The 12,728-nt window shown below is 61.2% G+C and carries 13 protein-coding genes; all 13 read right to left on the bottom strand.

The features are described 5' to 3' along the window. Positions 1–96 precede the first annotated feature (96 nt). The 13 genes from AC1DXO_RS14955 to rplQ all read right to left on the bottom strand — a co-directional run bounded on the left by AC1DXO_RS14955 (position 97) and on the right by rplQ (position 12,608). Positions 97–594 (bottom strand): DUF805 domain-containing protein, encoded by a 498-nt coding sequence (locus AC1DXO_RS14955; RefSeq protein ID WP_476978970.1) that lies wholly within the window; start codon positions 592–594, stop codon positions 97–99. Between the two features lie 4 nt (positions 595–598). Then, complete coding sequence (locus AC1DXO_RS14950) at positions 599–1,108, bottom strand: DUF805 domain-containing protein (RefSeq protein ID WP_476978969.1); 510 nt, start codon at positions 1,106–1,108, stop codon at positions 599–601. A 6-nt stretch (positions 1,109–1,114) separates the two neighbouring features. After that, positions 1,115–1,606 (bottom strand): DUF805 domain-containing protein, encoded by a 492-nt coding sequence (locus AC1DXO_RS14945; RefSeq protein ID WP_476978968.1) that lies wholly within the window; start codon positions 1,604–1,606, stop codon positions 1,115–1,117. A gap of 27 nt (positions 1,607–1,633) precedes the next feature. Continuing rightward, positions 1,634–2,095, bottom strand: a complete 462-nt coding sequence (locus tag AC1DXO_RS14940) for a DUF805 domain-containing protein (protein WP_476978967.1) — start codon at positions 2,093–2,095, stop codon at positions 1,634–1,636. 23 nt (positions 2,096–2,118) lie between these two features. Continuing rightward, the gene (locus tag AC1DXO_RS14935; RefSeq protein ID WP_476978966.1) at positions 2,119–3,471 is read right to left on the bottom strand and encodes a replication-associated recombination protein A; all 1,353 of its coding nucleotides are present in this window, start codon (positions 3,469–3,471) and stop codon (positions 2,119–2,121) included. A gap of 36 nt (positions 3,472–3,507) precedes the next feature. Then, positions 3,508–4,011, bottom strand: a complete 504-nt coding sequence (locus AC1DXO_RS14930; RefSeq protein ID WP_476978965.1) for a hypothetical protein — start codon at positions 4,009–4,011, stop codon at positions 3,508–3,510. Between the two features lie 106 nt (positions 4,012–4,117). Further along, on the bottom strand, positions 4,118–6,865 hold the full coding sequence (locus tag AC1DXO_RS14925; RefSeq protein WP_476978964.1) for a TonB-dependent receptor: 2,748 nt from the start codon (positions 6,863–6,865) through the stop codon (positions 4,118–4,120). A gap of 141 nt (positions 6,866–7,006) precedes the next feature. Then, complete coding sequence (locus AC1DXO_RS14920; protein ID WP_476978963.1) at positions 7,007–8,443, bottom strand: Do family serine endopeptidase; 1,437 nt, start codon at positions 8,441–8,443, stop codon at positions 7,007–7,009. 100 nt (positions 8,444–8,543) lie between these two features. Next, entirely contained in the window at positions 8,544–8,915 is a 372-nt protein-coding gene (locus tag AC1DXO_RS14915; RefSeq protein WP_476978962.1) for a DUF1801 domain-containing protein, read from the bottom strand. Continuing rightward, complete coding sequence (locus AC1DXO_RS14910) at positions 8,915–10,210, bottom strand: TCR/Tet family MFS transporter (RefSeq protein ID WP_476978961.1); 1,296 nt, start codon at positions 10,208–10,210, stop codon at positions 8,915–8,917. The genes AC1DXO_RS14915 and AC1DXO_RS14910 overlap by 1 nt, the downstream gene beginning before the upstream one ends. A gap of 115 nt (positions 10,211–10,325) precedes the next feature. Continuing rightward, complete coding sequence (locus AC1DXO_RS14905; RefSeq protein WP_476978960.1) at positions 10,326–11,585, bottom strand: alkaline phosphatase family protein; 1,260 nt, start codon at positions 11,583–11,585, stop codon at positions 10,326–10,328. A 130-nt stretch (positions 11,586–11,715) separates the two neighbouring features. After that, the gene (locus AC1DXO_RS14900; protein WP_476978959.1) at positions 11,716–11,871 is read right to left on the bottom strand and encodes a hypothetical protein; all 156 of its coding nucleotides are present in this window, start codon (positions 11,869–11,871) and stop codon (positions 11,716–11,718) included. 320 nt (positions 11,872–12,191) lie between these two features. Further along, complete coding sequence (gene rplQ, locus AC1DXO_RS14895; RefSeq protein WP_476978958.1) at positions 12,192–12,608, bottom strand: 50S ribosomal protein L17; 417 nt, start codon at positions 12,606–12,608, stop codon at positions 12,192–12,194. Between the last annotated feature and the right edge of the window lie 120 nt (positions 12,609–12,728).

Below are 12,728 nucleotides of genomic sequence, written 5' to 3'. Positions count from 1 at the left end.
GCGCAATCCGATAAAGTGGATGCCACTTTTCGGTTAAATTGCGCGACAAAGCAAAAACTAGAGCGAAATGACGATTCTACCTAAAGTCATTTCGCTCTAGAACAGGTCGGAAACGTCGGCGTCGTCAATCGTTTGCGACGGCAGGCTCCACAGGATCAGCAGGGCGATAAAGCCAAGCCCCGTCAGGGCCAGCAACTGCCACCAGCCACTGCGCCCGATATCGTGCAGACGCCGCGCACCGGCGGCAATCGCCGGCGCCAACAAAAGCACGGCGATCGTCATTGCGGGCAAGATGTCAAACCACCACGCTGCCACGACCGTCCCAAGCGCCAGCACCAGGGCCGGCAACATATAGCCCCAGAACTCGGCGCGGCCGGCACGCCCCTTGACGTCCAAAGTCTTGCGCACCGCTGTTGCAACGGCCTCCGGAACGGGCATCTCGACCGGCATGGGACCATAGGGATTGCGTCCGACCGGGCGCGCAAAGAACAGCGCCATGGCCAGGACGAGAGGCACAAAAACGAAAATGATTGCGTTGTTGAGACCAATTTCGACATTGGCGATAAACAGGTCGAAGTCGCGCGAACCCGGCATGGCGTTACTCGAACATGTCGGCGACTTGCATATCGCCGTCCTTCTGCGAGGGCAGAAGCCACAGGACAATCAAGGTGAGATAGCCGATACCGGTCAGGGCCAGCAATTGCCACCAGCCGCTGCGACCAATATCATGCAGGCGGCGCGTGCCAGCGGCCAGACCCGTGGGCAGAAAGACCGCCAGAACGATATAGTACAGTGTCTGGTCCACCCTATGGTCGCGCGTGGCCAGGGCGAAGGCGATGCCGTTCTGCACCGTGACCACGAACAGCATATACCACCAGAATTCCGATCGCCCTGCCCGGCTCCGCCACATGAAGGTCTTGCGATAGACAGTCAGGACGGCGCTGGCGATCGACTTAGGCCGGGGCCTCGGGCCAAACGGACTGGGGGCGCCGGCGGGCCTGATAACAGCCAGCAGACCGGTGGCCACAATGGGCAGAACGACAAAATACAGGACAACATAGACCATGAAGTCCGTCGGAAGATCAGAGATTTCCGGCATGGCGCTCATGGGCTTCTAAAAGATCTCCGCTGTGCTGTCGGTCTGCGTCGGTTGAAAGAACCAGTATAGCAGGACGAAATAACCGAAACAGCCCAGGAGCAGCAGCCACCAGCCGCTGAGATTGATGTCATGCAGGCGGCGTACAGCCACCGCCAGGCTGGGCATGGCCATGACCGGGATGACGATCAGCGGCAGGGCCGACCATGCCGTTGGGTGCACGCTGTTGACGAACACCAGGCCGATAGTGCCCACCAAACTGAGCCCGCAGAGCATCAACACAAATATAGCAAAAAACCAGAAGTCCATCGGGTTGGATCGACCGGCAAAATCTAGCCCGCGCCGCAGGCCAGAGACTATCGCCGTGCCCATGCCTTGTGTCTTGGAAGGTGCGCCGAACCGGTTATCGCCCCGCCTGGATTTGAGCAGAAAGGGCAGCGCGCACAGGAAGACAATCACCGCGGCCACGGCCGCAACACCACTCAGCATCAGCAGAAATATAAACGCCATATCGCTTTCCAGTATCACCGGCTCCCCCTAATCAAAGACCCTGATCATCTTCTCGTCGATTTTCGAAGGGGGTTGGACCAGCATGTATAAAAGGGAAATCATACCCAGGCTCACGGGATATCCGATCAGAATCCACCAACCACTACGGTTAATGTCGTGCAGCCGGCGCGCCGTCACCGCCAGAAACGGAATAAAGACGACCCAAAACAGCAACCCGGCAACAGTCACGCCCCGGAACACCGCAATCCCGATGGCGAAAAGTGCCAGCATGAAAAACAGAAAGAACCACCAGTATTCCGACCGGCCGGCACGGCCTTTGAAATCGGCATATTTCCTGAAACAGCCTGTGATGGCGCTTGTGAAATCCGCGACGGCTTCGGCCTGATGCCCAAAACGGTTGTTGCCAGGCGGCCGAGGAACGAACAAAGGCAGGAAGGCTGGCACAATGGCGACCAAAACAAATATCGCAACTGTCGAAAACCCGACCATCGTCCCCTCCCCCCAGGTTTGTGTTATTCCCCGCGCGCCTTGCTTTTCTTGTCGCGCAGTTCCGCCCAATAGTCCAGTCGCTGACGGACCTTGCCCTCGTGACCGGCGCCGGCCGGGTCATAGAGGCTGGGACGCGATAGGCCGTCGGGAAAATAGTTCTGTCCGGAAAAGCCGTCGGGATCGTCGGGATCGTAGATATAGCCCTGGCCGTAGCCGATGTCCTTCATCAGCTTGGTCGGCGCATTGAGAATGACCACCGGCGGATCGAGATGGCCGGTTTCGCGCGCCAGGGCCGTGGCCTTCTTAAAGGCGGTGTAGACGGCGTTGGATTTCGGCGCCGACGCCATGTGGACGACGGCCTGGGCCAGGGCCAGTTCGCCCTCGGGCGAGCCCAGGACCTCATAGGTGTCGCGCGCCGCATTGCACATCATCAGCGACATGGGATCGGCATTGCCGATGTCTTCGGACGCCATGCGGATCAGGCGGCGGGCGATAAACAAGGGGTCGTCGCCGCCGTTCAGCATGCGCGCCAGCCAGTAGAGCGCCGCATCCGGATCGGAGCCGCGCACCGACTTGTGCAGGGCCGAGATCAGGTTGTAGTGGCCTTCGCGATCCTTGTCGTGATTGGGCCGGCGCTTTTGCAGGTTGTCGAGCAGTCCGGCGGAATCGAGCGGCTGGTCAAAGCCCATATGGTCCAGCGCCTCGATCAGGCTGAGGATATAGCGGCCGTCGCCGTCGCTGAGCAGTTTCAGCGTATCATAGGCTTCCGGCTGCAGCGGAAGGCCATGACCGATATGGGCTTCGGCCCGGGCGATGATCAGGTCCAGCGCCGCGTCATCAAGGCGTTTCAGCACGAAGACCTGGCAGCGCGACAGCAAGGCGCCGTTCAACTCGAAAGACGGATTTTCGGTCGTGGCGCCGATCAGGGTCACGACACCGGCCTCGACAAAGGGCAGGAAACTGTCCTGCTGGGCGCGGTTGAAGCGGTGGATTTCATCGACGAACAGGACCGTGCGTTGTCCCATCTGGTGACGCTGCTGGGCCTGTTCGAACGATTTTTTCAGGTCGGCGACGCCGGAAAAGACGGCCGATATCTGCTGGAACTCATAGCCGGCAGCCTCGGCCAGCAGGCGGGCAATGGTCGTCTTGCCGACGCCCGGCGGTCCCCACAGGATCAGGCTGGGCAGGAACCCGCGCGCAATCAGACGCGAGATGGCGCCATCGGGGCCGAGCAGGTGGTCCTGCCCCACCACTTCGGTGACCATCTTGGGACGCAGGCGGTCGGCCAGCGGCTTTTGGGCGTCATCGACCTGCGGGATGGCGGATTTCGAGGTCGGCGCAGTGTGTCCGAACAGGTCTGTATTGGGGGCAGGCATGAAACAAATATAGAACGATCGGCCGTGATTTCAATTCTAAAAGCGGCTAAGGGCGAGTTGGGCCACGGCTTGGGCCTTGGAAAGGGCATCCAACTCAGGCAAGCCGCTTGAGCTGACGTCTATACGCAGGCGATCGCCATCGTAGATGTACAGGTACCCGATGCCGCCAAGATGTTCAGGATCATAGTGCCAGATAGCCCGAGTGCCCACACCGGCGATATCGATATCCCATCTCTGTATCACGCGCCGTTGAGCAATCTCTGTTTCCGAGTCGAAATCGTGACGTGGAAAATAGATATCGACAGCAACCTGCTGCGGCTCTCCCCGCACCTTATAGACGCACACCCGGCCGTCTCTGAGCTCACATTTGCCGCCACAGTTATCAAGGCGGCCGGCATAATCCAAGTCCAGAGTAAGCCCTGTCAACTGGGAGATTTCAGGAGCCGGCAGCCGATCGCAGCCAGTCGCCTCGGCCCTGGCCATCAGCGGCGCTGCCATAAAGCCGAAGGCCAGAAGGCTAGTACGGATAATGTTCTTCATACTCCCCTCCTCGACTTGAATTGCAAACGGTAGCCGGAGCGCGAGGCCAAAAAAAGGCGCCGCCGGATGAACCAGCAGCGCCATTCAAGTTGCAGGAAGCGCGATTTTAGAAATTGAAGCGCAGACCCGTGACATAGCGCGCGCCAAAGCGCTCGTGCTCGATCGGCTTGTCTTCCGAGCCACCGTAACGGACAGCTGGCTGGTTGCCGATGTTAGAGGCGTCGGCGTACCATTCCAGGTTCGTATTGATCTGGTAACGGACCGACAGGTCGATTTCTTCGTCGGCTGCCCAGTAGATGTCGCCGTTGTCGGTCGGGACGGCCACGCCACCGACCATGGTGTAGGCGCCGATATCCTGGATCCAGTCGGTACGGTACTGATAAGCAAGGCGCACGGTCAAGCCGTACTTTTCGTAAATGGCCTGCAGGTTATAGACGGCGTCCGAGGTGCCCGGCAGCTTGACCTTGCGTTCCGGAACGATAACCGGCGTCGTCTTGGAACCAACATTGTAGGCCGGGACGCTGACTTCCGAGTCGGCGAAAGTCGCCGAGGCGTGGACGCCGAAGCCGCCCAGCCAGTCGGGCAGGTTATGCGCTTCGACAAAGTCTTCGGCCGTCGTGGAGGTGAAGACTTCAAAGCCTTGCAGGTGGCCGTTGCCGCCGTTGCGCAGCGTGGTGAAAGCGTATCCCGAGCGATCGGTGCTGCCCGAGTTCAGGGCGTCCGAGCCAAAGGTGCCGGTCTGGCTGAACAGAACGTCCTTGATATCCTTGTAGAAGAAGCCCGCCATGACGAAGCTGTTGTGCGGATACCATTCGAGATAGGCGTCAAAGCCGTTCTGCTTTTCGGGCGTGGCGTCGGGATTGCCGCCGCTTACCGTCTGGTTACTGTCGCTGAAGGTGAAGTTCGGCCGCATGTCGTCGTAGTCGGGGCGCGAAGCCGTCGAGGTCAGGCTGAGTCGCGCCTTCAGGTCGTCGGTCAGGTTCCAGTTCACGTGGACGCTGGGATAGGCCAGGGTGTCTTCGCTCTTGGTGTGAACCAAAGTCGGCGTGCCGGTCGGGCTGATATAGGCTTCACCGGTGTTTTCCACCTTTTCGACGCGGACACCGTAGACCAGGTTACCCCAATCGAAGGTCGTGGTCGCCATCGCGTAGGCGGCGGTCAGGTTTTCGCTCACCTTCCAGTAGTTCTGGACGGCGCCGGCGTCGTCACGAACCAGGGCGCCCGCGTCGGCGTAGGTCTGGACCAGGTCATAGGCCAGGGCCTTGTCGGTATAGCGGAAGGTGTAGCCCAGTTCCTGCTTGCCCTTGTAGGGAATGTCGGCGGCGAGCGTTCCGTAGGTCGGTACGACGAAACCCTTGGCGGTCAGGGTCGCCTGCGTTCCCGTATATTGCACGGGCGTGCTCTTCTTGCGGCGGCTGGTCACCATGCCACCCAGTTCGAGCTTGGTGTCATGGCCGAAGAACTGAGTGTTGTGATCGTAGTCGACCTTGGCGGTATCAGCGATGGTCAGTTCGCCGCCCTTGATCTGGAATACCGACGACATCGGCGCCGGGAAGCTTTCGATCGAAGTGACCGCGGCGCCTAAGGTGCGCGCCGTGTCGGTGCCCGTGGTGCGGAACAGCGAGATCGTGTTGTGATCCGGATCGGTGAAGTCGTAGACGACGGAAGGGCGGTCCGTGAAGGTCGACGGGCTCTGGAAGGCAAAACCGACCGGTTCATCGGCGCCGTTGGAGGCCTCGGTGTGGTTGACGCGCCACGAAATGGCATTGTCGTCCCACTTGTGCTCGCCGCCGATCGTCGAGGTGCCCAGGGTTTCGACCGAGTCGCGGTAATCGACACGGCCATTGGCGCGGGCGCCATAGACCGTGCCGTGAGTTGGGTCGTTCGCGGTGAAATAGTCGTCGCTGTTGTAGGACTTCTTGGCAGAGTTGGTGCCCTGGTCGAGACGGACGATGAAGTTGTCGCGCAGTTCGTCGTCGTGGAAGCGGGTCCAGATGGTCGAGGCGAAGATGGTATTGCTGTCGTCGAGCTTATAGTCGGCGCGGAACGAGGCCGAGTCGTTGTAGCGCGTCAGACGGTAGTTCTTGTATTCGAACTCGCGGGCGAAACGCTTGCCGGGGGCGGCGGCGCGTTGTGTCAGATAGGGATCGACTTCCCAGTTTTCGGTCGCCATTTCGCGTTGGTAGTGCGAGGCCTGGGCCACTAGGCCCAGCTTGCCGTCCATGAAGATATTCGAATAGACGAGGCTACTGTCATATTCCTGGCCACCGCCGAGGTTGACCGCGCCGACGCCGATCTTGCCGGTGATCTTCTGGCCCTTGTAGTCGAAAGCGCGGCGCGTGCGGATGTCGATATTGCCGGCAACTGTATCGCCCGGCATGGACGGTACGATCGCCTTCTGGATCGTCACCTGGGAGGCGATGGCCGACGGAATATTGTCGAAACGCGAGTCGCGGCCCTCGGCCGAAACGACGCTCAGGCCATCGAACGAAATGGTCGTCCAGCGGCGCGGCATGCCGCGCAGGTTGACATAGCGGGCCTGGCCCTGATCGCGTTCCAGGGCGACGCCGGGCAGACGGCCGACGGCGAAGGCGATGTTCTGGTCGGGCAGGTCGCCGATGGCGTCGGCGGCCAGGACGCTGACCAGCGAGTCCGAAGCCTTTTGCGCCTTCATGGCTGCGGCGTCGGATTCGGCCAGCGGACGACGGCCGACAATGGTTACTTCCGTGGTGTCTTCCGTCGCCAGAGCCGCGCCTTGAGCGGCATCCTGCGCCCACACATGGCCACCAACGGCCCAGGCCGCACCGGCCATCAGCACCAGGCGCAAAGCGCCCTGCTTTGAATTCGTCATCATCACTACCCCATGATCGCCTGGCGCACCGGCACCGGCATATGGGGCGGGTGATAGGCAGGGTTTGTGACAGGGGTGCGAAGTTAAATTACGCTTATTGTGACAGGGCGCGGCGGTAGCCGAATTGCCACAGTGGAGCTCAACTTAGCCGAACCGGGCCGTGATGATCTGGCCGCCACGCTGGATGGTGACGCGCCACGACCGCGCACCGGCCTTGACCAGGGTATCGAGCGCACCCGACGAGGTGATGTCCTGACCATTGATCTGACGGATGATGTCGCCCGGCTGAAGACCGACGCTGGCGGCATAGGTCTGGGCCGACTCGATCGAGTAGATCATCACGCCCTTGGGCGCGTCGAACGGATCGACACCGATTTCATCGGCCACGGCCGGTGACAGATTGACCACATGGGCGCCGGAGAAGGGATTTTCGCCCTTGATGACGCGTTCGTCGCGCGGGGGCGAATCGGACGGCGGCAGGGCCTTGATGCGGACCGTCAGCGGCTTGCCGGAGCGGAGGGCATCGACCGCCACGGTCTGGTTCAATTGCATCAGATTGATACGGTAACGCAGCGCCGAAGAATCGTTGATCGGCTGGCCGTCGATGCGCAGGATGACGTCCCCCGTCTTCAGCCCCGCCTGATCGGCCGGGCTGCCCTTATAGACGTCCGACACCAGGACGCCTTCGGGCCGGTCCATGCCCAGCGACTTGGCGATGTCTGACGTCACCGTATCGCCGCGCGCCCCGAGCCATGGCCGTTGCAGGTGTGTCGCCCCGCCCGCCGCACTGTCGACGATGCGTTTGACCAGAGTAGCGGGGATGGCGAAGCCAACGCCGGATGATTGGCCCGATTGCGACAGGATCATCGAATTGATGCCGATCAGCTTGCCGTTCATATCGACCAGGGCGCCACCTGAATTGCCGGGATTGATGGCGGCGTCGGTCTGGATATAGGTGCCGCCGTCCGGACCGACATCGGTGCGGTCAAGCGCTGAGATGATGCCGTTGGTGACAGTCTGACCGACGCCGAACGGGTTGCCGATGGCCAGGACGAGATCGCCGACCTCCAGGTCGCGGTCGTCGTCGAGGTCGATGGTCGGGAAGTTTTCACCCTTGGTGTCGATCTGCAGCACGGCCAGGTCGGTGCGCGGATCGGCCAGCAACAGCTTGGCCGGATATTCGCGGCGATCATTCAGCACCACCATGAAGGCCTGACCACCTTCGATGACGTGGTTGTTGGTGACGATAATACCGTCCTTGCGCACCAAGACGCCCGAGCCCAGAGACTGCTGAACCTGGTTGCGCGGCACGCCGTAGCCGAACATCGACCAGAACGGATCGACCTGCTGGCGGACGACGCTTTTGGCATAGACATTGACCACGGCCGGGGCGACGGTGCGCACCACGGGAGCAAACGACGTCTTCATGCCGACGGCCGAATCCGGCACCTGGCGCGGCGTGTTACCGAAGCCCGCACCGGCGTATTTTTGCGTGTCTTTCTGAGTGTCCTGGGAATGGCCGGGACCGCAGGCGGCGAGCACGAACAGAATCGGCAGAAGGGAAACAGGACGGCATTTCATAAGGCAAACCCCTAACTTGAATTCGCTCTATATGTAAAAACCAATGCGGCGGTATCAAGGCTTGGCCTGAGCAGGATTAGGCCACAATTGCCGCGTGTCTCTATAGCTGGGCGATCCATTGCCGCAAGATTGCCGTAAACGCCGGCGTCCTGCGCGCGATGTCGGCCATGGTGTCGAACTTCACCGAGGCGCGGTTGCCGTCAAGCCAGGTCAGCAAGCCTTCCGGGTCGGCGATGTCCGCCATGTCGTCAGGGCGCTTTTTCGCCCCTCGGTGCAGGATGATCTGGACGCCGGTCTTGGCCCGCAGGTGAAAGGTGGCGAACCATTCGCGGCACAGATAGCTCGGTGCGTTCCATTTCACACCTTCGGAAATCACTGGATCGGCGGTCAGGATGATAGCACGCAGTGCGTCGATCTCGGCGCGACGCGGATGATCAGCGACCAGCGCGTCGGCATCGGCAACCGCCGGCATCAGTGCACTGCGCCGCCGTCATAGGCGGTCGCGACCTTGTGCGATTGCTTAACGCCTGTCGCCAGGACCACAGACAGCACCATGAAGGCGCCGGCGACCAGGAAGGCCGCGCCGCTGAAGACCATCGGTATGCCCGGTTTGGTGACAAAGGACAGGGTTGAACCGAAGATCAACGGGGCAAAGATGGTCGACATGGACGACAGGCTCATATTGGCGCCCTGCAAGGTCCCCTGCTCTTTCGGGTCGACCTTGGACGACATCAGGGCCTGGATATTGGGCGTCGCCAGCCCCCACAGCGAACCCAGTGGGATGGCCGCGATGAACCAGTGCCAGTTGGGCGCCAGACCATAGCCGCAGAAGGCCAGCACGCCGCAGATCAGGCCCAGGAACATGGTCTTGCGTTCGCCCAGCTTCTTGACGATGACGCCGGTCAGGCCGGCCTGGACGACGGCCGAGCAGATGCCGACGATGCCGAGCATCAAACCGACCTCGGTCGGGCCCCAGCCGAAACGATAGGCGCAATAAAGCACAGTCGTGGTCGGAAAGACGTTCTGCGAAAACATCATCAGCAGGTACATGACCGAGAGACGCAGGACCTGACCCGATTTAGCCAGGAAGCGGAACGCGCCCAGCGGATTGGCCGTGTGGAAGCTGAACGGCTTGCGTTTGTCCTTGGCCAGGGATTCCGGCAGAACGAAGAAACCATAGAGAAAGTTGAGTATGCTGAGCGCGCTGGCGAAGTAGAAGGGATAACGCGCATTGCCCTGGAATTGCAGGAAACCCAGGCCGTGGGCATCCAGCCAGGCCCAGTGCAGACCGCCGCCCAATATGCCGCCCAGGCTGGGGCCGACAATGAAGCCGACGCCGAAGGCAGCCCCCATCATGCCGAACACGCCGGCCCGCTTTTCCGGCGCCGTGACGTCGCTGATATAGGCATAGGCGGTCGAGATACTGGCCGAGGTGATGCCGGAGACGATGCGTCCGACCAGCAGCCACCACAGATTGGGCGCCAGGGCCATCAGCAGATAATCTAGCCCGAGCCCAAGGTTGGAGGCCAGGACGACGGGACGGCGGCCGATACTGTCCGACAGTCCGCCCTGGATGGGCGAGAAGATGAATTGCGCCATGCCCCAGACAGAACCGAAGATACCGGCCCACATGCCGGCTTCTGAGACCGTGCCGACAAAATCTTCGATCAGATGGGGCAGGACCGGAATAATGACGCCGATCGACAGCATGTCGAGAAAGACGGTGAGCAGGATGAAAGGCGCTGCGGCCTTGAGCTTGTCCGACATATGCAGTCCCCGTGGAGTCGCCGTTGTTCTTAGAGTAATTCCGTCAACTCGGCTATGGGGTGTCGCACGACTGCTGCCACGACACGTCAGCAGTGTCCGCTGCCCCTTGCAAAAACTACTTCAAGGCCGACCGAAGTGGCGCGATGCTGCCGTCATTCGCCTCGGGGGGGAGGTGCAGCAGCTTCATCTCCAGGTCATAAACATCGACATTGTCGAAGCGCGGCAGAAGGACGCCCGGCTTGATATCCGGCCCATTGGCGATAAAGATCGCCGTCATTTCGGGAATGTCGGGATCGTAGCCGTGGTTGCCGACATCCGTGCCGATACCGACGCGGGCAATACCGCCGACCTGCCAGCCGGGATTGCCGAGGCAGACGACGCGGGTGACCCGCGGATTGTGGCCATAGCGGAAGCGCGCCGGAATATCGGCCTTGTCCCAGCACTGCATATGATCGTGGGGCACACCCGTCACCTTCGCCTTGAATATATCTTCAAATCCCGGCGCCGGGTTAAGCATGGCCAGTGAACCCCAATAGATCAGGTCGTAGCGCGGATCGGTCCTGCCCTCAGCCGGAGGATCACCCAGCAGATCGGAGACATAGGTCACGCGCTCCGGCGAAACATCGATCATGCCGTGGTCCGAGACGACGATGATATTGGCCTCGATGCCCCGCGCCTTCAGGCCCGCCATAACCTGCCCCACCATGCCATCAACCATGGTCAGCGACGCATCCACTTCGGACGAATTCGGGCCGTGATGGTGACCGTCCTGGTCGACCGCATCGAAATACAGCATATAGACGCCCGGTCGCTGGTCCGCCGGCAAATCCATCCAGGCGAGAAGCTGGTCGACCTGGGTCTGCGGCGTCATGGTCTTCGACCACGCCATAACGTGGCTGGGCAGCGTCGCGTCGATCGTCGCCCAACTGCCTGGCCACGCGGCCGAGGCAACCTTGACGCCCGCCTGCTCGGCGCTGACCCACATGGGCTTGGCGCCCTGCCACCAGAAGCCGTCGCCGGACTTGGTCTTGTCGAAATAGGCCGCTTTCGCATCGTTCGGATCGGCGGGATGGGTCGGGTCGTACATGTAGTTGGCGACGACACCATGATGGTCGGGAACCTTACCCGTCACCAGGGTATAGTGATTGGGGAAGGTCAGGCTGGGGAAGGACGGCTTCATAGTGCCACGCGCGCCAGTGTCTGCCAGGGCCTTCAGGTTCGGGGTCAGGCCACGATCATAATAGTCGGCGCGGAAGGCGTCGATCGAGATCAGGACCAGAGGCTTGGGTGGGGCCTGCGTCGCAGGTGGCAGGCTGGCGCAGGCCGACAGCACCAATAGTCCCAGCAGCGCACATAGCCTGGTCAATGCTTTCATGAGGTACCTCCGTCTCGCACCGTATTGACCTTCGTGCCTTCACGTGACACCGTCAAGACCGTGCGCAAGGAAAAAGCCCCCGGCGCACAGTCCGGGGGCTTTCCTGGTTTTTACGGCGGGGCAGCCTGCCTCAGTCGCTGGTCCGGATACGATCCAGAACGGGCGAGCAGTACACGGCAGTTCCCGTCTCACCGGACGCTTCCAGCGTGGATGAGTCACTCAAGGTGGTATCGCCAGACGCGTCTTGCGTCAGTTCGGCGGGATCGGCCAGGCTTTCGTCGGTCATTGTACCCTCCTGATTTGAGCGTTGAATTGTGGGATTGGCGGCGGAAGGCAAGGCTTCCGATGATAAGGCTAGCCTACTTCAATCCGCGGGGGAAATAACGCTTGCTGACGAAACATCACAGGGTTGTTAACTGAGATGAAGGAAATCTAAAGAAGCGACAATTTTTTTCAGCTCAAGCCGTCGCACGGGCGGCCCCGATGGCTCGCGCAACCGTGCGCGGCGGGCGGGCGCCCTTGCCAAGCGCGATAGCGCGCTTGGAGTAAACGCAAAAGGCCTCCGGTTCGCACCGGAGGCCCTGTCGTCGGCATTGCCGAAGATATTTATTCGTCGTCGCCGGCCACTTCAAAGACCGGACCCGAATCCTGGCCCTTGGCGGCTTCGTCGCGATCGACAAATTCGATGACGGCCATAGGGGCGTTGTCGCCGTGGCGGAAGCCCGCCTTCAGGATGCGGATATAGCCGCCGTTACGATCAGCGTAACGCTTGCCCAGCACTTCGAACAGCTTGCCGACCTGTGCCACGTCGCGGATGCGCGAAAGGGCCATGCGGCGGTCGTGCAGTGTGCCCGACTTGGCCAGGGTCACCAGCTTTTCGACGAAGGGACGCAGTTCCTTGGCCTTCGGCAGGGTGGTGATGATCTGTTCGTGCTTGATAAGCGAGGCCGACATGTTGGCGAACATGGCGATACGGTGCGAGGTGGTGCGACCGAGTTTGCGATAGCCGGAGCCGTGACGCATGGGTAAATCTCCAAAGACCGCCCTGTCCTCGGACATGGCGCGGCCCCAAAAACGAGCCCGGAAGCAAAGGTCATGAGGCCTGCGGCCCCTGCCCGTTCCGAACGTCCACGCCGTGAGACG

This window comes from Asticcacaulis sp. P2_C5, from assembly GCF_056404555.1.
The sequence above is the reverse complement of the archived record's forward strand: the minus strand, read 5'-3'. Positions and strand labels throughout refer to the sequence as shown.

What these genes read in the sequence shown, in the direction of transcription:
- rplQ (WP_476978958.1), bottom strand. Translation starts at nt 12,608, where the DNA reads ATGCGTCACGGCTCCGGCTATCGCAAACTCGGTCGCACCACCTCGCAC.
- AC1DXO_RS14930 (WP_476978965.1), bottom strand. Translation starts at nt 4,011, where the DNA reads ATGAAGAACATTATCCGTACTAGCCTTCTGGCCTTCGGCTTTATGGCA.
- AC1DXO_RS14945 (WP_476978968.1), bottom strand. Translation starts at nt 1,606, where the DNA reads ATGGCGTTTATATTTCTGCTGATGCTGAGTGGTGTTGCGGCCGTGGCC.
- AC1DXO_RS14910 (WP_476978961.1), bottom strand. Translation starts at nt 10,210, where the DNA reads ATGTCGGACAAGCTCAAGGCCGCAGCGCCTTTCATCCTGCTCACCGTC.
- AC1DXO_RS14940 (WP_476978967.1), bottom strand. Translation starts at nt 2,095, where the DNA reads ATGGTCGGGTTTTCGACAGTTGCGATATTTGTTTTGGTCGCCATTGTG.
- AC1DXO_RS14935 (WP_476978966.1), bottom strand. Translation starts at nt 3,471, where the DNA reads ATGCCTGCCCCCAATACAGACCTGTTCGGACACACTGCGCCGACCTCG.
- AC1DXO_RS14920 (WP_476978963.1), bottom strand. Translation starts at nt 8,443, where the DNA reads ATGAAATGCCGTCCTGTTTCCCTTCTGCCGATTCTGTTCGTGCTCGCC.
- AC1DXO_RS14950 (WP_476978969.1), bottom strand. Translation starts at nt 1,108, where the DNA reads ATGAGCGCCATGCCGGAAATCTCTGATCTTCCGACGGACTTCATGGTC.
- AC1DXO_RS14925 (WP_476978964.1), bottom strand. Translation starts at nt 6,865, where the DNA reads ATGATGACGAATTCAAAGCAGGGCGCTTTGCGCCTGGTGCTGATGGCC.
- AC1DXO_RS14915 (WP_476978962.1), bottom strand. Translation starts at nt 8,915, where the DNA reads ATGCCGGCGGTTGCCGATGCCGACGCGCTGGTCGCTGATCATCCGCGT.
- AC1DXO_RS14955 (WP_476978970.1), bottom strand. Translation starts at nt 594, where the DNA reads ATGCCGGGTTCGCGCGACTTCGACCTGTTTATCGCCAATGTCGAAATT.
- AC1DXO_RS14905 (WP_476978960.1), bottom strand. Translation starts at nt 11,585, where the DNA reads ATGAAAGCATTGACCAGGCTATGTGCGCTGCTGGGACTATTGGTGCTG.
- AC1DXO_RS14900 (WP_476978959.1), bottom strand. Translation starts at nt 11,871, where the DNA reads ATGACCGACGAAAGCCTGGCCGATCCCGCCGAACTGACGCAAGACGCG.